Source organism: Pantoea ananatis PA13 (assembly GCF_000233595.1).
In the GTDB taxonomy this organism is placed as follows: Bacteria; Pseudomonadota; Gammaproteobacteria; order Enterobacterales; family Enterobacteriaceae; genus Pantoea; species Pantoea ananatis.
Map to the genome: position 1 here is coordinate 2,695,789 of NC_017554.1, position 22,651 is coordinate 2,718,439.

Genomic DNA, 22,651 nt, shown 5'->3' on the forward strand with positions numbered 1-22,651 from the left:
TGGGCAACACATCTCAAGCCCGATTAAGCACTGTTAGGTAGTGGACACAGCCCTGATGCTTTACTTGCAAGAGACGGTCGAAAGTGGAGCACTATTCCGCGTAGCTATTTAGCTTAATAAACATCAACTGAACAGTTCATGTTATGTGTGAAATTTATATCAAACAGCCAAATAAAAAATCGCAACATAGTATTTTAAATAATTAACAATCGGTATAGAATAATTTTGGTTTTTTTTTAAAAACGCAAAGAAACACAAGGAGTTAAGTGATGTTGAAACATGTAATTATAATAGATGAATCCGGAGCGAAAGGTTATGCAAAAAATACAGAGCATTACATTGGTGATTTCGGAATCATGGCGGGCTTCTTATTAGATGAAAATGATTTATCTAGAATGAGATATATAATCAATGAAAGTTTCAATGACTTTGTTAGTGAAGGGAAACTTCATATGACAGAATTAAATAAAGATGATAAAGAGAGAGCAATACTAAGGGTAAAAAATCTCCTTAAAATTTACAAAATAAAATGGTCATATTCTGCGTTCTACGTTAAAGGATACCATCGATTCAATGGTTCACCTGATAAATACTCTAAAAATAAAGAGCTATTACACAGCACTCTATTTGAGCATTTAATGACAAAATTCCTCATAAATGGAATTAAACTCGCCATATCTAGAAAAATAAATTCCTTTTCTCTTAAATGTATTAGTGATCATATTGAAACCGTCACTATAAATAAATTCAAAAAAGATATAGCATACCCTTTAAGATTTCTTCGTGGCGAAGTTACTGTAATGAAAGAAGATGAGTCTGGGAATAAAGAGCCTGCGTTTGATACATTAGAAGATATAAACATCAGTATAGAAACTGAAAATAGTGCTTTGACATTTGTAAGTGATATAATTTCATATACAACATGGAAATACCTTAAAGATGCTATAAACAAAGACAATAATATTAAACTTCAAAGCACAGAAGTGATGATTGGGCATCCATTTCAAGAATCTTTAACATTAACAAACAGTAATGAAAATAGTTTAATTGATGATATATTTAATCGTAGAGGTAATTAAAAAAGCATTATTAAATTATGAGTTTTCAAATTCAAATTTAAACCACGTCTGTATAACCAGACGTGGTTCAGGTTAACTAATAGTAGTAAAACTACATTCTTCGTCTGAACACAACATTATCAGAGAAAATTGCCTTACCAGCGACAAACCCAATAGCAGCAATTATCGGTAGGCTGATAGTAGCTCCCGCCATGCCTGTAGACATTCCGATCAGAATAGACAGGCCGAATGTAAGTAAGATAACCACAACAGCATACCAGCGGGGGTAGGCTCCATATAAAACAGTCGCCATGCAGCCGGTGCAGACATGAACACCCCGCTGGCTTTCTTTCAGGCAAAACGGACACTGGATTGTATTGTTTTCCATGATAGCCCCCTTAAATCGCTTTCCAGCCATTGCTGGTTTTAACAAGATTAATTATTCTCTCTTCAGGTTCATTCATACCTTTGACGCTGGAGAAAGCATTTTTATCAACCCAGCCCGGAACGCCATCCAGCTTCCATGTATAGGACACTCGAACAACTTTCTGATTACCGTTTCCCGGTTCGGTCCAGTCCTTTATCTCAGAAACTTCTTGATGACCGACACAGGCACCTTCCTCACGGTCCCAAAACTCAACCTCTTGGCCTTTGTCTGTTACTTCCAGAACATCAACACTGCTAAAACCATTCGCCTGTTGTGAAACAGTGAGCAGCCCCTGCTCAACAAGCCCTTTCAGGATATCATCACCCGCATTGTATCCGGCAGAACGGTAGCCATGATTAACCTTTACTGGAAAACCTTTGTTAAATGCAAAATCATTGTTTTGCAGTGAGTAGCACACCTTTGATTTTGAAATTTTCGCGTTGATAGCCTTTTCAAAGTCTCCTTTCTCTCCACATCCTGCCAAAACGAGAGCAGCACCAGCAACGAGCAAAATATTCTTCATCTTCCTTTCCATCCTGATAATCAACAATGCTGTTATGTAGAGGTAGTCTGCTGCGCACCTGTAGTCGTTAAAGCTTGTTCTTACAGGCATAACGCAACAAAACCACCTGATTAACCAATTGATAGGATTCAATTATTTTTGTGGGCCGTCATATCGTTTGTAACGATCAAAATCAAAATAACGATAACTATTGACTATCATATTTAATTATTCGATCGATTAAATCAATTAAAGCACCGATCGATATAGCATCATCAATCGCTATAAACTATCAATGATAGCAAATTGATCTGTAATACCGATCATTTTCTTGCTAGATGAATCGTTACTGGATAAAGTGAACAGACAGAAGGATCACTGGACCGTTTGTGGGTAGGTTTATGGGTATAGAACGTCAAATCTAATGACTAACAACCAGCACTGCCCTATGGCCCTTCCTTGGCCTTTATTAATGCAACATCAGGGAAAACAACAATGAAGGATGCCGGTAGCTGATTAGATAAAAAAAACTCACAGGCTTCTGATAAGCGGCTTTCTTCACTATTAATTAACACAAACTTTAATAGCTAGATGCGGCACAACACTGGCCCCGGATTCTTTGCGCCTATTTTTACGTTTACTATTTATATGGAGTTAACATGAGAAAACTGTTTATTGCTGCGTTGGTGATCCTACCTCTTGCCGCTTGCACCACCTATGGCAACAAATCCCTGAAAGACGAATCGCAACAAACCGTAAAAACCAAAATAGTTAAAGAGAAAACTACCCAGCAAGATGTTATTAACGCATTCGGAGAACCACAAACACGAGCTACCAATGACGGTCAGGAAATGTGATCTTACTCCAGCATGTCAGGCGAAAGCCAGATCTCGAACTACATCCCCGGTCTGGCCCTGCTGAAAAACAGCAACACAACGCATATGAACTCCCTTGAGATCTGGTTCAAGGGGAATGTTGTTGACCGATATAATTTCAGCCAGACAGCAAGTAAGGTTTCGCGCGGAATGTTGGATTAATCTTGCCATGACTACTTGTCAACATGACAAATGGTTTCAATTTCGTATAATTCACAACTAAATAGCTTCGCACATTGATGCTTCACTACGCATCGAACGAGGCCAACGCGGACGGAAGGGCGCGCACTTCCAAATGTAGTGCTATTACGTGAAGCTATTTAGAATAGTTGCGACAATAAATTTAGAGCAATTTAATGAAAAAAAATTGCAAAGTGATTTACATCATGGGATATTAATTAGAGGTGCGCAGGCAGATTTTTAGGTTGTGTTTCGCAATCTTTTATTTTCAATGTTACAAGTTCTCGCCTGCTATGATTCTCATAGCGTATCTTGCGGTCAACGGTTAAATGCATAGGAGTGCCCGCGCACCGCTATTCAAGGAGAGACGATGACAACTCAGCTTGCACGCTTGAAGCTTTGCTTCAGTAAACCAGACTTCGCTCGGTTATTAGAATTAGATCCGGTATTTCTAACTAGAGTTGTCTATATGAGAGACACCGAAAAACTCTATACCGACTTTACCATATTAAAAAAAAATAAAACCCAAAGAGTTATTTCGGCTCCTGACGAAGAGTTGAAAGAGATTCAAAGAAAAATTTCTGATTTGCTTTTAGATTGTCTTACCACTATACGAAATGAGAACAAATCCAATAATAAATTATCTCATGGTTTTGAACTTGGTAAAAATATAATAACTAATGCTGAGAGACATAAATCAAAAAAATGGGTTCTGAATATTGATCTTTTAAATTTCTTTGATCAATTTAATTATGGGAGAGTAAGTGGCTATTTCATCAAAAACAAGTTTTTTGAACTCCATAGTAATATTGCCAATCTTATAGCTAAGATAGCTTGTTATAAAAACAAACTCCCTCAGGGAAGCCCTTGCTCACCAGTAATTTCAAATTTAATTTTACAATCACTTGATCAGCGACTTAACAATATCTGTAAGAAAAATGGATGTACTTATAGTCGATACGCTGATGATATAACCATATCAACAAACAAGAAGAAATTTCCAAAGGCCATTGTATCAAACCACAGTGACAAAGAGATTAATCTAAATAATGGATTTATTAAAGAAATACTAAGGGCTGGGTTTAGTATAAACAATGATAAGACTCGCCTACGCTTTAATACACTAAGACAAGAGGTTACTGGGTTAACTGTAAATTCTAAGATTTCAGTTGATGATAAATATTCACGTAGAGTTAGATCTATGGTTCATAAACTATTTCTTAGCGGAGAATACACTCTTATAGACAAAAAGACAAGAGAACCCCGATTTGGAACAATAAATGAAATTCAAGGCATGCTTGGATTTGTTGATTCAATCGATAAGTATAATAACAACCTTCCCAATAATTCAAAACATACGCCTAATAAGCGAGAAAGATTACTTGCTGATTTCATTTATTTTACTAGATTTCATTTCAATACAAAACCAACGATTATTACAGAAGGTAAGACTGATATAACCTACTTAAGAGTGGCATTAAACGCACTGTGCAAAAAATATCCTTCTCTTATTGAAAAAAAGAAATCATATAAAGGCGAGATTAATGATTATAAATTTTCATTTTTTATTAAAAATGCAAAAACAAAATTTTTGCTGAAATTGGAAGATGGCAGTTCACATATCAAAAATTTCATAAAAGATTATGACCGGAATATAGAGAAGTATAAGGCAGATGGTGGTGTTAACCCCGTTATAATTATATTGGATAATGATAGCGGTTCCACTGGAAGCGGGGGTATTTTTTCATTGCTCTTGTCGAATGTTTTTCCTAATATAAAGTTAAGTCGTGAGGATATAAGAAAGGTAGATTGGTTATGGGTTACAAAAAACCTTTATGTTATATTCACACCTTTAAAAGATGGTCAAGACTCTTCGCTGGAAGATTTATTTGATACTAAAACACTAGCCACTACATTGAATGGTAAAGTATTTAACAATACCAATAAAGACTGTAAGCCAAATGAATATGGTAAAGAATATTTTGCCAAACACGTTGTTCTAAAAAACAAAGACACTATTGACTTTAAAAATTTCATCAAAATTTTTGATTCAATTGAGGAAATAATCAAGCATCATTCGAAGAAATAAATTTTATCGTTGCGATGTGCCTTTTAATTATTTCTTTATTCCGTTAACATATTTAAGGACACAAGCCATAAATAGTAAGAGCTTATTGGCATAATAATATACCTCTTGATTTTAATGTTATTCATCAATTCCAGCAAAAAAAATTAACTTTTTCGTGATAACATTTTCCTTTTTTTATTTCCATCTTCTTTTGAAAATATATTTATATTATGAGCTAACGCTCATGTTCCATCGAAAACGATGAACCTGTTTTCATGAGCACGGCTACGCCTTAACTCTGAAATATGTGTTTTTATCTCGATGAAGTTACTTTTCAATATTGATAGTATATGGAGGGACGATCTTTTTCAGATTATTTCATCATAAAATAACAAAATTGATCCTATATCTGCACACAGCATTACCGCGATAACATATAGCATTTGCTCTTAAACGTATAGGAAAACTATATTCAAAGAAGCAGCACTTAGTGATTGTCCAAAACAATCACATTGCTGGAACAGGGCTTGCCCTGTTAGTGATGGATTTATCCAGAAAAGATAGCGGCGACAGCCGCTAATAAAGTTAAAAGGAAATTTAATTCTTAATGACAATACTATGATTATTAATTTAGCAACAGAAAGCAGCGCTTCGTGATTGTACGAAACAATCACATCGCTGAATATAATCATCATGAAAACCACATATTTCTACCTAAACTCTCTGTAAATAAGAAAAAAGGAAAGCTAGACTCTCTTAACTTCTTACTAATTATTTAATTATAAGCACGGTCCCAGCCCAATAAAATCAAGGTTTCACACCTCTTTTTGCTATGTTCAAACATAGTAAATACCTATGTGCGCACATAGATCCGTCCTATGTTCGGACATAGCAAGATCTATGTTTGAACATAGGTTTTTTAACATATAGCAATAGCATAATAATAAAAGTTCTATTTTATTTATAGTTTAACTATTGACTTTTATTTTTCTGCATAGTATTAAAAATAACATAATAAAAACTATAAGAGAGAATAATATGAATACTAATGACACTGAACTACTTCGTTTATTTGAAACATTAAACACTGAACAAAAGATTGATATCGCAAGACACTTACTGCAAAACAAAGATATAAAATCAACTACCGTTATTGCAACAGAAGAAGATAAAGCAATCTCATTTGCACAGCCTTATGTTTTTGCTTTCACTTCCAACTTTCGTATTCTTTCTGATTTAGATATATCTAAGAATGAATTCCGCGTATTAACTTATATTTTAGAATACATGGAGTTCGGAAATCTTATCAACCTTTCACAGTCTTCACTCTGTAAAGCGTTGAATATCGCGTCAGGTAATATGTCAAACATCTTTAAAAAGCTAAAACAGAAAGGAATACTCGTTGAGCATCATGGACATCTGTATATCAACTCAAATATTTTCGCTAAGGGTATGAGTCATCAACTTGATGAGAAACGTAAAGAGCATTTAAGTAATGCCAGAAGTCTTAATGCTGAGATTGAACAATATCCAGAAAACTATACTGATTACTCAAAGCAAGAAAGACGAAGCTTAGCGTTGGAAACAGAAACGAAAGAGATCTACACGGATGCTTTTGTTTTTAGTAAGAAGAAAAAGAATAACGCCGTTCCCAATGCTAAAAATAGTATTAACATCGATAAACCCAGAAAGGTATACAAACGAACGAAGGAAAATGAAGCGGCAAGAAAAGACTTAGTTAACTTAAACATTCACTTAAAAACTGCTTCCTGAAGAAGTGAATATTCAGTGAGGAACTAACATCGTAGTTTAAGAATAAATGATACAACAGCCTAAATTACACACGAAAATTGAGTATAGAAAATGTATTAAAATTTATTTGGAAGGAACAGTATACAGGGCTTGTGGAGATAACTATAAATACGGCGGAATCAACCGCCGTTCGTAACAGATAATCCTATTTGACAAGGCTTAACTGGGGAGGTTGCTTACGCTCAATATTCGATTGAGAACCGTCGCCTGTAATAGCTTCCATGAAGAAGCGGTTGTTAAACGTCAGGGCACTTACTTCATCAGCAGGGAACCTAAGTTGCCCGAGGATCTCGGTGCGCTTTATCCCTTGAGTGCGCAATGCTGAAAAGACCTTTTCCAAAATCAATGACTTCTCACGTTCCGGCATACCTTGAGGTTCTCCCGTACGGTAACCACGACGGTTAAGCTCTATTGAGAGTTGGCGATAATGCCACTCTGTCGATAACCCAACATCAAACGTACGTCGCACTAGTGCAGCTAATGAAACTTTCCAGTTCTTCTTTAGCAAAATGAGCTGTTCCAGTCTTGGCATCCTTGGAACCGAGGCTAAGATACTACGTTCAGGCATCAAGAATGCCGATGCAAAACGATCTGCATCCTGTTCCGCCTGACGCCCATTGTTACATGAATGCTTATGAAGAACTAAATGACCAAGCTCATGAGCCGCGTCAAAACGACTTCGTTCTGGAGTTTTCATTGTGTTCAGCAGAACAAAAGGTTTTTCGTCCATCCAAAAAGAAAAAGCATCCACCTCAACGCAATTTTCAGCAAGTGAAAAAACCCTAATACCATTGGCTTCAAGCAAGTGAACTATGTTGGATATCGATAGTTCACCTATCCCCCAAGCTTCCCTAACCGTTCTGGCGGCACGTTCAGGCTCTGAATAGCCATCGAAGCTACTGTCAGGAACGTTAGGTTTTGGTAGCTTGAATTGCCCGTCAATCCATGCCGATAATTCCTGTGCCAACTTCCCAGCCCCAAGAGCTGAATCACGTTTTTGCGCACTTAATTTTGTCATTGCGCGAAAACTGACTGCCTCGGGTGTTAACGAAGGAACATCCCGATCGAGGAAAAACTCGATGGGATATTCTAAGACAGCAGAGATTCTCTCCATGCTATCGCTTGCGATCGCATCAAAGATACCGGCTTTTTCATAGTTAGAAATTGTCTTGCTGGTTAACCCAGCCGCTTCAGCTAGTGCTCTTTGAGTCAGGCCTCTTCGTTCTCTTGCTATACATAAACGCTCTGAATTAAACATGTTGCATATTTAGCCTGTTTTCAAAATGTCGAGATCGATGTCAGGTGTAAACTGAGGAGCATCACCTTTCCGAACAATTGGATCCGGTTGATGGATATCAAGAATCAAACGAGTAGAGAAGCTGTTAACAACATTCTTGTTATTGTAAGAAACAGGTCGAGATAGCTCTGCACGAATGCCTTTCCGATCAAACTCATCCAGATCATATAACTCGTAAAGTAAAAACCATAAGTCCCTTCCGATTTTATTAGGAAGTAGGGGAATAATATCGCCTTCCGGCAGGTCTAAATCTAGCTTGATCTGACTATCGCCCAGCGTTAACTCCCCCTGACCCGGGTTGTTATTATGGATTAACCCCATAAGCTCGCGAGTAAAGTCTCCCTTCTTCATACGTGACTCAGGATAGCCATGAACAAAGCCAGTCTGGCTGCAACCACGGCAAAGGTAAATTGCCACCTTATCGCTGACAGTCAACTCTACGTTTCGCAAAGACAATCGCGAATATCCTTTGGATGCTAGAATTTCACGGGCTGCACTTACACCTTCACCGTAGAAATACTGCCCCCGAGAAGTTGCGGGGTGGTTTTGTGTCGTCGAATAGCGACCAGACAAGCCACGCTCAAGGATAAGCGCAAGATCGCTTTGGCTAAGGTTCATCGGCTGCAGGTAAGATTCGACATCATTCGGATCAGCCAATACAACGGTTTTTGCGAGATTATGCGAGTACATCGGTAAAGGCTCCATCTTCATTTTCTCTTTTTTATACCTCATTTGAGGGGTGAAAACAAGAAAATAACTGGATGAATCAACAGAGGCGCAAGGCACGTCGTTTTGAGCTACTTCCGCTTTACTATCTCTTTTGATGGTTTAGCATTCGCCTCTGGCATAAAGCTGTCTGTCAGATTTGGTATTGCCCTGAGCTACAGAAGTTTTAGATCAAATCTGAGCCAACAGAGCATAGTTCCTCTGGTGAAATTCTATCCTTCCCCATCAACGTGAGAATCCTCTTTATCCTCAGTTTACGCGCCTTTTTCTCACCAATCTCCTGATAATACTCATCACGCCGCTCCTCTACCACTTTTCGAAACTTCTTCAATAGTTGATTCAGTGTTTTCATATCTGTAGTGGCGGCTTCAGCTTGGATTTTTTTATACATAAACATAACGTGGAACTCATCAATCATCAGTTTTCTCCTATTGTCGTAAGTGTTTTTATCTGCCCCTTACGGGGTAAATATATCTTCAAAGGAAACTACAAAGATTTATGAACAAATAAATACGAATGCCTTACCAACAGATTAGAAATAACCTTAAGATCAACTTCGTCAATATTTCCATTATTTCCTTCTTTCTGTGTTAAACTCTCAAAGTTATTTTTAATATGCATTATCACGCACATGATAGTTGCACTCATAAAATCATGATCACTAATATACTCTCTTATATCCCCATCGTGATCATTTTGTAAACTGCTCCAACTTGCCTCAAACGATCTTTTAGCAAGATCAAGGAACAGTTTTGTAGATTTGTTTTTAACTTTATTATCTTTAGACATGATTAACTCTCACTTTTATATGATTATTTAATATTTAGTTTATTTTCAGACCCAAGAAGGGGCCAAATAGATTTACATATAGGCTAACACTAAGGCTTTGGTATGCAATGTCATTACCTCCATTCTCACCCCTTCGAAATCGATAAGATAGCGCTTATTTTTTGCTACACCCTTTTTAGCTCGTTCTATTACTTGGTCATAGACTGTTTCCATATGATGATTATCAGTAAGTAAATTAAATGCCTCTTTGGGCCCTTTTTTGACTATATCCCAATAAATACGGTAATACTCTTTCATCGCTGATAGTAGAAACATCTCAGTAGCGATCCTATCAAAACCATTATTTTTCTTATTCATATATTTTTCCTTTTCTTTGTTTAAAGTGTAAAATACCCTGCATTATTAATGCATAAAATATTTTAGTTTTTATTTTATAGTATTGTAAAAAACACAGCGTTTAACATTTTACATAGAACCTCCTCATCGTATTAATAGTGTATTTTCCATTAATCAGCATGTTTACGTGAAAACTGAATAATATTTTCAATCCATTCATCGATTTCACTTTCAACAAAAGCTCTGGCTCTTATTCCGATCTTTATCGGTTCGGGGAATACGCCCTTGCTAATAAGTCGATAAATCCATGCTTTACTATATCCTGTTTTATTCATCACTTCCGGCAGGCGAATAAGTCTTCTTGTTGTCATATATTTCTCCGTTGTTGTTTTGATGAATGTAGTATCTGCAGATCGCTTATGACGTTCAACCCTCGGAAAATCAGAATTGAACCTGAATTGATCGTTTTTTATACAAATCAGTATGAAATGGTGGGAGAGCTGTCACTGGGCGGGGTGTAGAGTGATTTAGCAAAAAGTGCTATTTATTTTGCTGTTTTAAAGTATTTTATAATTTTCATATTAATCAATTAGTTAATAAATGTCAGTTTAAATTCTGACTTAATTCTTATCTGCTTTAGCCAAGAAAAAGGGCTATGCCCGTTAAGACATAGCCCTTCTTTCATCAGCAGTTATCCTTACTCACGCCGATTAAACGCTCCCTGCACCACATTGCCGCCTTTCTCAAGGCTTGCCATGTAGTCAGCATACCATTGCAGCATCTCACGTCTACCATCTAGGTATTGCGCATGGTTGTAGGTGCCACGGATAGCATTCTTATCCACATGCGCCAGTTGGGTTTCAATCCATGCGGTGTTATAGCCCTGTTCATGAAGAACGGTGCTCATGGTATGACGGAAGCCGTGACCTGTAACCCGGCCTGTATAGCCAATTCGCTTAAATACCTGATTGATACTGGCTTCGCTCATGGTCTTACTTGGGTCATTGCGTCCCGGAAACAGTAAAGGAAATTGCCCCGTCATTGCTCTGATCTGTTCGATAATGGCTAACGCTTGGGTAGATAGCGGGATGATATGAGGGCGGCGCATTTTCATGCGTTCAGCAGAAATTTCCCATAGCGCTTTCTTGGTATCGATTTCTGACCATAACGCACCGCGCAATTCACCTGTTCTCAGGCCAGTAATGATCAGCAATCTTGCTGCCAGCACCATCAGTTCACTACCAGAGTAGCCAGCAAGGGCTTTAAAGAAAGCAGGAAGCTCTTCAGTGGTCAGGAACGGGTAATGTGTAGATTCATGCCCCTGCATGGCACTGGTGAGATCAGGCGCGGGATTATACTCGGCTCTGCCTGTCACGATGGCATAGCGAAACACTTCGCCGCAGCGTTGACGCACTTTCTTGGCTTTTTCGGTTGCTCCTCGGTCTTCCATCTTTTTCAGCACGTTCAGTAGTTCCAACGGCTTGATGTCTGCAACAGGACGTTGACCAATGAACGGGAAGACGTCTTTGTTGAAGGCTTCAAGAATGTCAGAGGCATACCCTGCCGACCATTTCTTCACTTTCATGTTGTGCCATTCGAGCGCAATTTGCTGAAAGGTGTTTTTGACTTCTTCGATGTGGGCTTGTTTGCTTTCTTGCTTAAACGCACTCGGATCAACGCCATTAACCAGCAGCTTTTTAGCATCATCTCTTTTACTTCTGGCATCGGCTAAGGTAATGGTCGGGTAGACACCAAACACCACACATTTTTCTTTACCTGCGATCCGGTATTTCATGCGCCAGCTTTTAGTGCCGTTCGGGAACACCTCCAGATACATGCCCCCACCGTCCGCTAACTTGTAGGGTTTATCTTTGGGCTTGGCAGTCTCTACCTGTCTGGCATTGAGCTGCATTTGGGGGCATCTCCTTTAGACCGAACACGATATGCCCCCACCGATGCCCCCAACTCACCGTAGATTTCTGTGAACGCGAGTATACGAGCAGAGACAATAAGGGCCGTAAAACCGCGTATTATAAGGGTTTAAAGGGTGTTTGAGTAGACTTTGGGAGACGTTAAAATAAGTAGGATGGTGCCGATAATAGGAGTCGAACCTACGACCTTCGCATTACGAAAGCGAGCCAACTTCAAAATGAGCACAAGCATGAGTGCATGAAAGATATGACGTTAAATAAACCAATAAATATCAATAAAATAAAACATAAGTCACGGTTCAACGTCTAAATAAAATGTGTTGTCTTTGAGATGTCAGAAAATATCATGAACTCTCAAAATCCTCTAAAATCCACGCAACTGCGTGGATTTTTCATATTATCTCAAATTGATTTTACAAACGCTTCATAAAGAGAAAGCGTAAGTAACTTCCTCCACACGATCTACATCCTCACAAGAGAAACACCGAAATCATAGCGACCATAGCAAGTTATAAGTAAGCATTTATAGAAATCCTGAAAGGAATTTTTAAGGTGCATAGTTCAATACGGTTGCTCCAATAAGTGAGGGTAGAAGTGGTATTCGCCATGCTGCTATCCTACTACGCTTAACGAATACGACTGTTTCTTCGCATTCGCAACAACCATCTGGCATTACTCAGCCTGATAAAGACGTCCCTCGCCCGACCTCGCCTTCCGCCACACTTCATCATCCGTAAGTTCAGTCTGGATGAGTTCAATCGGCACGCCAGCATCGTTGATCATCGCAACAAAAAAACCGTCGATCGGCTCATAGGGCCCAAGTATAACCTCCTCATCGCGAATGGCCTCCAGGAGATCGGCCACCTTAAATGCCACATGTGGCACAGTGCGGATCAGATGATGCAAAGGTGAATCGGCTTCAAAACGGTGCCACTGCACCCGGAACTGGCCTGGGTTATCGGCGGTGTACATGCCGGCACGTTGACTGTAACTGCCGTCTTGCAGGCCATCACTGACTGGAATCCCTAAGTGGTGAAAATCATACTGCAGGTGTTTTTTCAACGTTGTACTCCTGAGGGTTAATGTCTGTCAGACAGATAGGGTAACAAGCCAGTAATGATCAGCTGCATTTTCGCGCCATCAGACTCACCCGATGGCGCGTCAGCCCCATTTATTGAGGCAGAGCCCGAATCAAATTCCCATCACATACTGCGCGATTTTGAAATAAATGATGAGCCCTGTGCCGTCAATAAAAGTGGCAATAAAGGGCGCAGAAACCACCGCCGGATCAACACCTAACTTTTTCAGTAACATCGGTATGATTGACGACACAATCGCGCTCCACACAGTAATGGCCACCAGCGACAAACTGACAACCAGCGTGACCTCTGCGCCAACGCCCATCATCCATGCCCGTATCCATGCCGCAAGGCCGATAGTGGCCGCGATCAGCAGGGACGTGGAGATTTCTTTGCGCAGCACTGCACCTAGCCTTGCCAGACTAACCTCCCCTAACGCCATGGCCCGCACCAGGGTAGAGGTGATCTGTGTGCCGCTATTGCCGCCGGTGCCAATCAACAGAGGAATAAAAAAGGCGAGCGCAATTGCCGCCTCAAGTTGATCTTCAAAGGCTTTCAGGACATTGCCTGTATAGGCCTCAGCCACAAAAAGCATCAGCAACCAGACGGCTCTTTTTCGCCAGAGCGCCCACGGACTGGTTTCAAGATAAGGTTTGTCCAGCGGCAGACTGGCGCCCTGACGCTGTGCATCTGCGGTGTTCTCATCCGCAATCAGGCGTGCAATCTCCCGTTCACCCAGCACACCAACCAGCGTATGGTTGGCGACGACGGGCAGGATATCGATATTCTCCTCCATCAGAATATGAGCAATATCACCGCGACTGTCATCCGGCGTCACTTTCGTGAAAGCATGACGCATCATGACACCAACCGGTTTATCTTCATCATGGCATTGCAATAATGTTTTAACCGCAAGCGTGCCGCGTAAATGGTAATCGCGCGCGGTAATAAAGACTAACGAGGGGATCTCATTTGTTTTTAACTGCGACAGAAAATAAAGCTTCGCTTCTTTTACCGTCAGTGTGTAGGGGAGCGTAATAAAATTCGGGTTCATATACTGCGCAACGGAGGCGTCATTTACGCCGTCAGCATTGAGGCGCGAACCGGTAGAAAGATGCTGTATTTTTTGCATTGAAGTGTCCCTATATCGGCTAAAACGTCATCAGCGAATCGTACAGGGGCGTAACCAAAGAGGGAGTGAACGTAGGCTATCTCCGCGTCCAGGTTTTAGCACTATACAACGTATCTGATTCATTAATCAGAAGTTACCTTGGGCTGAACCTTAATCCGATAAAGCCTGTCTTAACCTTGGGCATCTCTCGATGTCGTCAGATCAGTAACCTGTGTTTGTATAGGAGCCTCGCCAAACGAGATACTGTGTACTTAAAACGCGGCTAATATAGAGGGAGAATGCTGATATAAAAAGAAACAATCGATTCTTATTGAGAATACGTTTAAGGAATTACAAAAATATAAATAAAATTACTTTACATTAATATTCTTGGTGGACAACCATAGAAATCACTCCTTTATGAATAGTTCAGCGTAATCAGTGACGCTTCCTGTGCCATTTCATTTCCCAACCCAATGAACATTCGTCAATAATCGTTGCTAAAACGTGGGAGCCTGTACCTGTGTTTACCCAGATACTGTCTTAGCCGTTTATCAGTAACGTCATTTAACGCATGCACGTCTCCATTCTGCAGGGATGAATCTTTGCTAAAAAGGCTCAGGAGAAATTTCAGGCACACAGCCAGCTTTCAGACATAGTCGCTATGTTTAAGACCGATCCCTTAACACCTGATAATGGGTACAGCCAGCCCATACCACCGCTTTTCCTTTGCACCCTTTTTACACCTCGCCATTTCTTTTTTACGCCACTTTTACACGCCGGGCGTTTTAATCAACGGCACCGGGTACTCATGGCCCATGCATAAGGAAGTCGTTGATGAAATGCGTTAATGCGCCCTTTTCTCTGCCTGTCAGTGGCAATGCCGCCTTAGTCGAGCTGGCTGAGCAGCAACGTCTTCGGCTGATGTCACCCCGTAAATGGTTCAGAGACGCAATTGAGGTCAACACCGATCCGGCCAGGCTTAACCCGCGGCTGATTGCTCAATGGCTGGGGGCGACGATCCCCGATGCGCGCCTTCTGACGCTGGCGTTGAACAGCAGTCTCTGTTTTGGCGTCTACCGCAATGCACGACAAATCGGCTTTGCACGCGTCATAACCGATATGGCCGAAACCTGGGTAATCCAGGATCTGTTTATTTCGCCAGAATATCGCTTTATCGGTCTGGGATCCTGGCTATTGCGCTGCTGTCTGTCGCATCCAGGTGCCTGCGGCTGCCATCGTATTATCGCCCTGAGTGAATCCGCCCCGGAGTTTCTTCAACACAACGGCTTCATCTGTCATCCCTCACTGCCGGGTATTTACGTGACGCCGCCTCAGTATCACGGCGTTGACTACCCAGCAGGCTCCGATATCACACGTAGACATTAAGCGACTATAACGATGAGCAGCCTGCTTCAGTTTCTCATTCGGCCTCAATTATCCAGCTGTTGGTCGTTAAGCAATGCGACTGACGAACCCCTGTCTCACAAGGAAAACACCATGTCAGGTCTTATCCTGGTATCACATAATCATTCTCAACGTTCCACGCTTACTGCGATTTATGAAGGCATTCTCGCCCATCAAGGTGGGCTCTGGGTGAGCTGGGATGGCCAGACCGCAGTTCTGCCATCGGATATGGCAAGACCTCTGTCATCTCAGCAGAAAGATCACTATGAAACCCTGACCTTTCCCCTGACACCCGGCGAGGCGAATGAGGGTTATCACAATTACGTTCATAAAGGACTCTGGCCTGTTTTCCACCAGCGCCCGGATCTGGCTCGTTTTTCCGCTGACGGCTATCGGGAATATAAAAATATTAATGAGGCTTATGCGCGTGCCATTTGTGAGCACGCCCTGCCCGAGGACAGAATCTGGATACAGGATTATCATCTGCTGGGTTGCGCCCGCTATCTTCGCGAAGCCGGTTTGACCAATCCAGTGGGCTTTTTTCTGCATCAGCCTTTCCCATCGGGCAAGATGTTTGAGGCCATTCCCGACTGGCGCTGGCTCACCGAATCCCTGCTGTGCTGTGACGTGATCGGTTTTCAGACAGTACAGGACATGAACAACTTTATTGTCTGGCTGGAAAGTGAATTCCGTACAGAGCGTTTAGCTGGCGACAGTTTTCGGGTACAAGGCCTTATTGTCCGGCTCGGCGTCTTTCCTGTGGGGATTGACCTTGACGATGCCCGCTGTCTGCGCGACAGCAATAGCTGTGCCTTCATGGAAATGCAGTGCCGCGAAAACTTGCCAGAAAATACCGTACTGAGTGGCGGCCATCTTGATGACAGTGCCGGGCTGCCTTACCGAATCAGCGCCGTGGAAGTGCTGCTGCGCAAACATGCTGTTTACCAAAAAATATCACCCTGTTGCAGTTGGCTCCGCCCTCTGCCGGGTATGCGCATCGCGCGCCGGAAATCAGTCACACCTTAGAAACCCTGTGCGGCGAGTTTAACGGCGTGCACGGCATGATGAACTGGTACCCGGTGAACTGTCTGACGCATGCTTACAGTCGGCAAGAGCAGGCGGGAATCTATCGCGCTTCCCGTGTTGCGCTGGTGACCCCACTGATGGCGGGCATGAGCCTGATGGCGAAGATGTATGTTGCACTTCAGGATCCCGATAACCCTGGCGTGCTGATCCTGTCGCAGTTTGCAGGCGCAGCAGAGCAAATGGACGGCGCGATAATCGTCAATCCTTACGATCCCGATGCGATGGCCGATGCCATTCATAGCGCACTGCTGATGCCGGTCAGGGAACGGCGTCATCTTCACGCGCGTCTGATGAAGGGATTGCATTTGCACAGCAGTCATCGCTGGTCTCAGGCATTTTTGTCCATGCTGAGCGATCAGCCCGTGATGCCCGGGCCGGTTGTCGCAACCGCCCCCTCTTTGCGTCTGAACAGTAGTCGGGCCCGATACTGACGTTACCGTCCTCAGTAAGCGGCAGGTCTGCATCGCCTCTGCTTTGCAGACCGGGCTTTTAGCTGCAAGACAACGATGAAATAGCCTGAAAACGGCTCAGCCCTGAGCCATTTTCATCAAGCTATTGAATCGCAGCCGCTGGTACAGCGTGGTGATAACGGCTGAGGCGTGCGTTAATGAGAAGCCGAAAGGGTTTGCAGCACTTTCAGCTCGGCCACCGCTTCCTGCATGGCATCCATTCCCGCTGTTAAGGTGCGCAGGCTATCCAGCTGTTTCGCCATACCTGCCCGCTCATGGCGGGTGCGGTCGCTCATCGCCGCTATGGCATCGGCTGCGTGGATACTGCGCTCTGCCATGTCCGTGGCAGTTTGCACGGTGTTTGTCGCCACATTGCGAATGCGGGAAATCGTGCTGACCGCATCGTTGATATTGCTTGCCGTGGCTTCCGCCTGCTCTTTGGAGGATTGCGCCAGACGACGCACTTCTCCGGCGACAACCGCAAACCCCCTGCCCGCCTCACCCGCACGGGCGGCTTCAACAGCCGCATTAAGCGCCAGAATATTGGTCTGGAACGCGATATTGCTAATGCCATGCGTAATGACGTTGATGCCATTGGAGATCGACTCCAGATCGTCCAACCCGTCGCCTAAGCGGCCCTGTGCCTGCTGGCTCTCTTTGGCGATATCGCTGATAGCGCGGATGCTGCTCTCGGCCATCGTCAACGCCTCGCTCTGGCTCTGGGTTGCCGCCTCAAGCACCGGCAGTGCCTGGACGATAGGCGCTAACTCCTGCTGATAATTCACCACGCGCGCCAGCACGCCGGACTGCACCCTGTTCAGCGCCTCCCAGCGACGCAGGGCGCGCTGAGCGTAGTGAGCCGCATAGCTGGCATATTCCACCGGGAATTGCGCCATCGCATTGACGCTGTGATTAAAGAACACCAGCGCAGAGAGCGTCTGGTTGATCGGCACGCCGAGAATCTCACCAAAACTGGAGAAGCCGGCGGCCGGGATCCCTTTAAAGAAATGCGCATCGTGCAGCTTATCGGCATTCCCTACGCGACGCAGTATGCAATCGTTCATCAGAATCGCTGCCGGTTTGCCGTGGCGTTGGGTAAAGGCCTGCCAGTCACGCTGCGTGGCCTGTTTAAAATCGGTTTCACGCATTAAGTAAAGCCGATCGCCAAATTCCAGGTCGCAGAAAAACTGTACACTCTGGCTGTCCATTTTCGCCACGGAACGAATAAAGAAGGCTTCGCCTACCTTGACGGCAAATGTCAGACCTTTAAGCCGCTCGCTGAGCTGCTGTTCGTTGCAGCCAAGATGTTCGGCCAGCGCCTGGGTGAATGGCTGCTGCTGTCCCTGCGCGTTGAACACCGACGTCAACGTACGCTTCACCGGATCGGCCTCTGCAATCAGCCAGCTTTTATTCAGCGGTTCGAAATTCTGGCTTTTGAAGGGTGCGAAGGATTTACCCGCTGCCATTTTGCAGAACACGATAACGGCCTTGCCCTGCAGCACACGACCGCCGACACCCATCCATGTGCCGTCAAAGGTTGCACGTCCTCCTGCGGAGCCACCAATCGCCAGGCACGGAAAGCGCCCGGTGTTATACCAGGCCTGCATCAGAAAGCCTTCTGATGCGGACAGTCCGTCGCAGTAAATCATAGCGAAGGTGCGATCGGCAGAAAGCGGCATGCGCAGCTTCAGTGCGGCCAGTTCATGCTGAATGGCGCTGATGCGATCGGTCGCCGTGTGCGCGTCGTGAAGATGCAGATCGACAATGTGCGTTTCATGCTCCGCTATCAGGTTGCGAGGCAGCCAGAGCCAGCTGCCCTCTTGTCCGTCTCCCTTGCAGTAAGTTGTCTGCTTGCCGCTGGCGCTGAGCGCCCCGTTCGAGGAGAGCGTAATGACGGTCAGATCCGCCGATGTTAAACGTTGCCATGCCTGACTGACCTTCTGAAAATCTGCCTCTGGCGGTACAAACGTCAGCAAAATACCCGCAGCACGTTTGCTAAGGCCTGCAGCAGAGAGCGATGCAGGTAAGCTTTCACAGTGAAAGATCCCGTCGGTGGGCTGAGCTGCCCCTGCAAAACGGGAACCGGTTAAGCTTCTGGTCATTGTCTTAATGACAGACATATTGTTATTTCCATTGTAATTAAAAGGAATGCACGTACTGGTGTTTTAAAAAAGAGGGCCAAATGCTGCGCCGGTATGACCAGCACGCATGAGCCCTCTTCAGCCCCAAAAATGAGCTGAGCATGCGTTATCGACTCACGCGGCCATAGCTTCAGCGATTACCGGGATTATTATTAGCGATGCGTGCGGGTAAGCGTTTGCGTTTGATGTCCGTCAGGTACAGAGAAAGTTTGCGCCAGTTTAAAAGAATGAACGTCGGCTCAGAGCGAGAAGTGGTCTTTTGTTAATTTTCCAGAAATGAAATGGGTATGCTTTGACTTTCCGCCTTGATGAACACCTTCACAACAGGATGGACAAGATGAAACAGGTCAGGATTTATACACTCAAAGACAGTCAGTCAGCAGAAATTTATTTTCACAAACACTGGCCCCGACACAGGGTTTCTCTTTCTGCTTTTGACATTTATGTCAATGATGTCTATCTGGGAGAAAGCTGTCAGGTCATTGCAACAGTGACCTATCAGGATGGAGCCGATATACAGGCTATCAATCAGAAATACATGAGCAGCGAGGCGTTCATATCAGACATGAAAGGTTTCGACATGTCTTCAATCCTCCGGGTGGACGAAATCACCATTAAAGAAACACTTTTCTGACCACGCGACGTTCTCAGTCAGCTGAGGCGTTCCCTTTTTAGCCTCTGAAATTTGTACACCGCAACTCAGTCGCCCTTATTGCGGTGTTCAGACAGAAAGCATTTGATCGGTTCACTTCTGGCTGTGAGTTCAATCAACGGATGAAACACATTGGTCGAAACGATCTCCGGGGAATTCAGAGCCTGGCGCATTTCCCGGCCTTTCGCTGAGCTGCCTGACAACAGGGTTTAATCTTTGCCAGGGGTGAACAGATGCGTCGCTTCCTTTTGGAAAGTGTTGTCTGAGCGATCTGTTCGTCATTTCATTTGAGCCACATCGCGCGGGAGCTTAGGGATCACAGACCTAAATCTGGATGTCTGTATCTACAGTAAATCGGGTGCGGCGGGTTAGTTCGGCGCTCCGATCCCGTGTTTATGTTTTATAACGCTCGAAAGCTTATTTCCGGGCTTGTTTCATGAGGGCAGATATCACCGTTAAGGTCTTGTTGTCTCTGATACAGGTGGGGATTACTAAGCGGGAGTGGCGTTATGAGAGGGTAAGAATACTGGTGGTTTTAAGCCCTCACCCATTACCTGGCCACTTGCAGCAGTGGCCAGGTACGTTAATGATTACTTAATATTGAAATCAATCCATTCACCGCCCGCATCAGCAGATTTGACGCAGTGCTCTACCCAGTTCACACCGATCTGACCGGCGTGCACATCGGGATACCAGAATGATTCCAGGAATTTCGCGTCGCCACGATCGGTTGCATCCATTGCAATCGCAAAGCGGCGATAAAGATTAGACCATGCTTCAAACAATCCTTCCGGGTGTCCACCCCCGATGCGATCGTCAGCCAGAGCCTGCGAACTGAGATAAGGCATTCCGCGTTCAAGGATCCGAACAGGCTCCCCCTGGATTTCATAGCGAAGCTGGTTAGGTTGCTCATCCCACCACTCCAAGCTTGCCTTCGAACCCACAACACGAATTTTCTGACCATGCATAGAACCGCAGTTCACCGCTGAGCACCACATAGAACCCACCGCACCGTTGTCATATTCCATCAGCACATAGGCGTTATCTTCCAGCGGTGCGCGGGATTTGACAAAGCTCTGCCGCGAGCACAGCAACCGTGTGATGCTCAATTGAGGCAGCATTGTTTCAGCCAGAAACAGCGGATGGGTAGCCAGATCGCCCAGAACATAACCTGGCCCGACATATTTAGGGTTCACGCGCCATCGGGTGGAAGGATTGTCCAGTTCTACTGCTTCTGCATGAAAACCGTGTGCGAAGGACATGTTAATGATACGGATATCACCGAGCAGCCCTTCCTCGATCATCTGCCGCGCCTGCAAAATTAATTGATGCCCTGCATATCCATATGTGACACCGATGATTTTTTTATGGGTTCTGCATAACGCCGCAAGAATGCTTGCTTCCTCGCCGGTAAAACAGAGCGGCTTTTCGCAAATCACATGCAAACCGGCTTCCAGTGCAGCTTTGCATATAGCAAAGTGTGTATTGTTTGGGGTGGCAATTGAGACAGCTTCAATGCCATCTTCACGACTCGCCTCTTCCCGGAACAGGGTTGCATAATCGGGATAGCATCGATCTTCTGCAATACCGAGTTGAACACCAAAGGCTTTACCTCGTTCAGCATCAATATCTAATACGCCTGCCAGTAAAGTGAATGCGTTGTCTCTTAAGGCTGCAGAACGATGAATATAACCAATCTGGCTTGTGCCACCTCCCCCAACCATTCCCCAACGAACAGATCTGTTAAGCGGTTTTAGTCCGTTAATCATAATGTTATCTCCGGTTAGAAGCCGACTGATTTTAGCCACTTAAGACTTTCGATCACATCGTGTAGACTGCCATCAGCCTGGCGTGGATCGCGTTCCTGCTCAATCGTGATCCAGCCTTGATAATTCAAGTCGTTAAGGAGTTTCTTAATTGCGGGATAATCAATTGCCCCTTTGCCAATGGGGCACATTACGCCTTCTGCGCATGCGGCAAAGAAATCCAGTCCACGCTTGAGTACATCTTTATGGACACTTTCGTTCACATCTTTGAAATGAATATAATCAAGGCGATCGAAATAACTCTCAAGCCAGCTTACAGGGTCCATGCCAGAATAATAAAGGTGCCCTGTATCCAGACATAACCCAGCAACTGAATGCGGTATATCCTCAGCAATTTTGATAATTTCATCTGAGAACTCAATACATCCCCCCGCATGCGGATGAATTACCGGACGAACACCGTATTCACTCCAGGCCAGAGAACTTATTTCTTTAATATGTGAGACCATGCGCTGCCAGTCATCAGCACTCAGGCGAGGTGCTTTATCTGAATGTCCGGCATAACGAGCGCGTTCTTCATTACCAAAATCAATAATCACCAAATATGGCGCGGGATAATTAGAGCTGTGATCTTTGACCGCAGTGGGTATTTTAGAAAGATTTCGACACAGATTATGCGTCAACTCAATCATGTTATCAAAATTACTGTCACTGACTAAATCATCAAAAATTGTACCCGCCACGATTGAAAGCGAGGCCTTATTTAAGGATTCCGTCAGTTTGACCGGATCCGTTGGTAAATATGTCCACGGTCCGAGTTCAATACTTTTATAACCCGCCTGATTTGCCTCACTGAGAACTTTTTGCCAGGGCGGCAGAAACGGATTTTTAGGATCATCAACTCCCCAACTGCAAGGTGCATTAGCAATATGAATAGTCATAATTACGTCCTTACTATA

At 43.9% G+C, this 22,651-nt stretch carries 19 protein-coding genes, 3 pseudogenes and 1 riboswitch; of the genes and pseudogenes, 7 read left to right on the forward strand and 15 right to left on the reverse strand.

Annotation, left to right across the window (positions count from 1 at the left end):
* Positions 1–269 precede the first annotated feature (269 nt).
* On the forward strand, positions 270–1,079 hold the full coding sequence (locus PAGR_RS12695) for a hypothetical protein (protein ID WP_014606011.1): 810 nt from the start codon (positions 270–272) through the stop codon (positions 1,077–1,079).
* Between the two features lie 91 nt (positions 1,080–1,170).
* On the opposite strand, the gene PAGR_RS12700 is transcribed toward PAGR_RS12695, so the two are convergent.
* Together PAGR_RS12700 and PAGR_RS12705 are read right to left on the reverse strand one after the other, a co-directional pair.
* On the reverse strand, positions 1,171–1,446 hold the full coding sequence (locus PAGR_RS12700; RefSeq protein WP_014606012.1) for a hypothetical protein: 276 nt from the start codon (positions 1,444–1,446) through the stop codon (positions 1,171–1,173).
* 10 nt (positions 1,447–1,456) lie between these two features.
* Positions 1,457–2,008 (reverse strand): SEN1982 family lipoprotein, encoded by a 552-nt coding sequence (locus PAGR_RS12705; protein WP_019105350.1) that lies wholly within the window; start codon positions 2,006–2,008, stop codon positions 1,457–1,459.
* Positions 2,009–2,646: 638 nt separating this feature from the next.
* Here PAGR_RS12705 and PAGR_RS24310 point away from each other — a divergent pair.
* From PAGR_RS24310 to PAGR_RS12720, 3 genes and pseudogenes are all read left to right on the forward strand, one after another.
* Positions 2,647–3,024: pseudogene (locus PAGR_RS24310) on the forward strand (SEN1984 family lipoprotein).
* Positions 3,025–3,412: 388 nt separating this feature from the next.
* Positions 3,413–5,131 carry a retron Ec67 family RNA-directed DNA polymerase/endonuclease gene (locus PAGR_RS12715; protein WP_014606014.1) on the forward strand — a complete coding sequence of 573 codons (1,719 nt, stop codon included), beginning with the start codon at positions 3,413–3,415 and terminating at the stop codon, positions 5,129–5,131.
* A 1,017-nt stretch (positions 5,132–6,148) separates the two neighbouring features.
* A complete protein-coding gene (locus PAGR_RS12720; RefSeq protein WP_014606015.1) occupies positions 6,149–6,883 on the forward strand; it encodes an SEN1990 family winged helix-turn-helix DNA-binding protein in 735 nt (244 codons plus the stop codon).
* 184 nt (positions 6,884–7,067) lie between these two features.
* Here PAGR_RS12720 and PAGR_RS12725 read toward each other — a convergent pair whose 3' ends face one another.
* The 9 genes from PAGR_RS12725 to PAGR_RS12765 form a co-directional block, all read right to left on the reverse strand.
* Positions 7,068–8,180 (reverse strand): helix-turn-helix domain-containing protein, encoded by a 1,113-nt coding sequence (locus PAGR_RS12725; RefSeq protein WP_014606016.1) that lies wholly within the window; start codon positions 8,178–8,180, stop codon positions 7,068–7,070.
* 9 nt (positions 8,181–8,189) lie between these two features.
* Positions 8,190–8,924, reverse strand: a complete 735-nt coding sequence (locus PAGR_RS12730) for a hypothetical protein (RefSeq protein ID WP_019105354.1) — start codon at positions 8,922–8,924, stop codon at positions 8,190–8,192.
* Between the two features lie 187 nt (positions 8,925–9,111).
* Positions 9,112–9,363 (reverse strand): H-NS family histone-like protein, encoded by a 252-nt coding sequence (locus PAGR_RS12735; RefSeq protein WP_014606018.1) that lies wholly within the window; start codon positions 9,361–9,363, stop codon positions 9,112–9,114.
* A 68-nt stretch (positions 9,364–9,431) separates the two neighbouring features.
* Entirely contained in the window at positions 9,432–9,734 is a 303-nt protein-coding gene (locus PAGR_RS12740) for a hypothetical protein (RefSeq protein WP_014606019.1), read from the reverse strand.
* Between the two features lie 72 nt (positions 9,735–9,806).
* The gene (locus PAGR_RS12745; RefSeq protein WP_019105355.1) at positions 9,807–10,091 is read right to left on the reverse strand and encodes a hypothetical protein; all 285 of its coding nucleotides are present in this window, start codon (positions 10,089–10,091) and stop codon (positions 9,807–9,809) included.
* Between the two features lie 149 nt (positions 10,092–10,240).
* On the reverse strand, positions 10,241–10,441 hold the full coding sequence (locus PAGR_RS12750; RefSeq protein ID WP_014606020.1) for a helix-turn-helix transcriptional regulator: 201 nt from the start codon (positions 10,439–10,441) through the stop codon (positions 10,241–10,243).
* A 326-nt stretch (positions 10,442–10,767) separates the two neighbouring features.
* Entirely contained in the window at positions 10,768–11,982 is a 1,215-nt protein-coding gene (locus tag PAGR_RS12755; RefSeq protein WP_014606021.1) for a tyrosine-type recombinase/integrase, read from the reverse strand.
* 691 nt (positions 11,983–12,673) lie between these two features.
* Complete coding sequence (locus PAGR_RS12760; RefSeq protein WP_014606022.1) at positions 12,674–13,063, reverse strand: hypothetical protein; 390 nt, start codon at positions 13,061–13,063, stop codon at positions 12,674–12,676.
* 129 nt (positions 13,064–13,192) lie between these two features.
* Positions 13,193–14,212 carry a magnesium transporter gene (locus PAGR_RS12765; protein WP_014606023.1) on the reverse strand — a complete coding sequence of 340 codons (1,020 nt, stop codon included), beginning with the start codon at positions 14,210–14,212 and terminating at the stop codon, positions 13,193–13,195.
* 73 nt (positions 14,213–14,285) lie between these two features.
* A riboswitch (M-box (ykoK) riboswitch) is annotated at positions 14,286–14,459 on the reverse strand.
* Positions 14,460–15,028: 569 nt separating this feature from the next.
* On the opposite strand from PAGR_RS12765, the gene PAGR_RS12770 reads away from it, so the two are divergent.
* On the forward strand, positions 15,029–15,580 hold the full coding sequence (locus tag PAGR_RS12770) for a GNAT family N-acetyltransferase (RefSeq protein ID WP_014606024.1): 552 nt from the start codon (positions 15,029–15,031) through the stop codon (positions 15,578–15,580).
* Positions 15,581–15,691: 111 nt separating this feature from the next.
* Positions 15,692–17,115, forward strand: a pseudogene (locus tag PAGR_RS12775) (alpha,alpha-trehalose-phosphate synthase (UDP-forming)).
* A gap of 173 nt (positions 17,116–17,288) precedes the next feature.
* On the opposite strand, the gene PAGR_RS12780 reads toward PAGR_RS12775, so the two are convergent.
* Positions 17,289–19,253 carry a methyl-accepting chemotaxis protein gene (locus PAGR_RS12780; RefSeq protein WP_014606025.1) on the reverse strand — a complete coding sequence of 655 codons (1,965 nt, stop codon included), beginning with the start codon at positions 19,251–19,253 and terminating at the stop codon, positions 17,289–17,291.
* Positions 19,254–19,611: 358 nt separating this feature from the next.
* On the opposite strand from PAGR_RS12780, the gene PAGR_RS12785 reads away from it, so the two are divergent.
* On the forward strand, positions 19,612–19,908 hold the full coding sequence (locus PAGR_RS12785) for a hypothetical protein (protein WP_014606026.1): 297 nt from the start codon (positions 19,612–19,614) through the stop codon (positions 19,906–19,908).
* 129 nt (positions 19,909–20,037) lie between these two features.
* Here the strand turns inward: PAGR_RS12785 and PAGR_RS24370 are convergent.
* The 3 genes and pseudogenes from PAGR_RS24370 to PAGR_RS12795 all read right to left on the reverse strand — a co-directional run.
* Positions 20,038–20,433: pseudogene (locus PAGR_RS24370) on the reverse strand (transposase); the annotation flags it as partial.
* Positions 20,434–20,516: 83 nt separating this feature from the next.
* Positions 20,517–21,695, reverse strand: a complete 1,179-nt coding sequence (locus PAGR_RS12790) for a Gfo/Idh/MocA family protein (protein ID WP_014606027.1) — start codon at positions 21,693–21,695, stop codon at positions 20,517–20,519.
* 14 nt (positions 21,696–21,709) lie between these two features.
* Positions 21,710–22,633 carry a sugar phosphate isomerase/epimerase family protein gene (locus PAGR_RS12795; RefSeq protein ID WP_014606028.1) on the reverse strand — a complete coding sequence of 308 codons (924 nt, stop codon included), beginning with the start codon at positions 22,631–22,633 and terminating at the stop codon, positions 21,710–21,712.
* Positions 22,634–22,651: the final 18 nt, after the last annotated feature.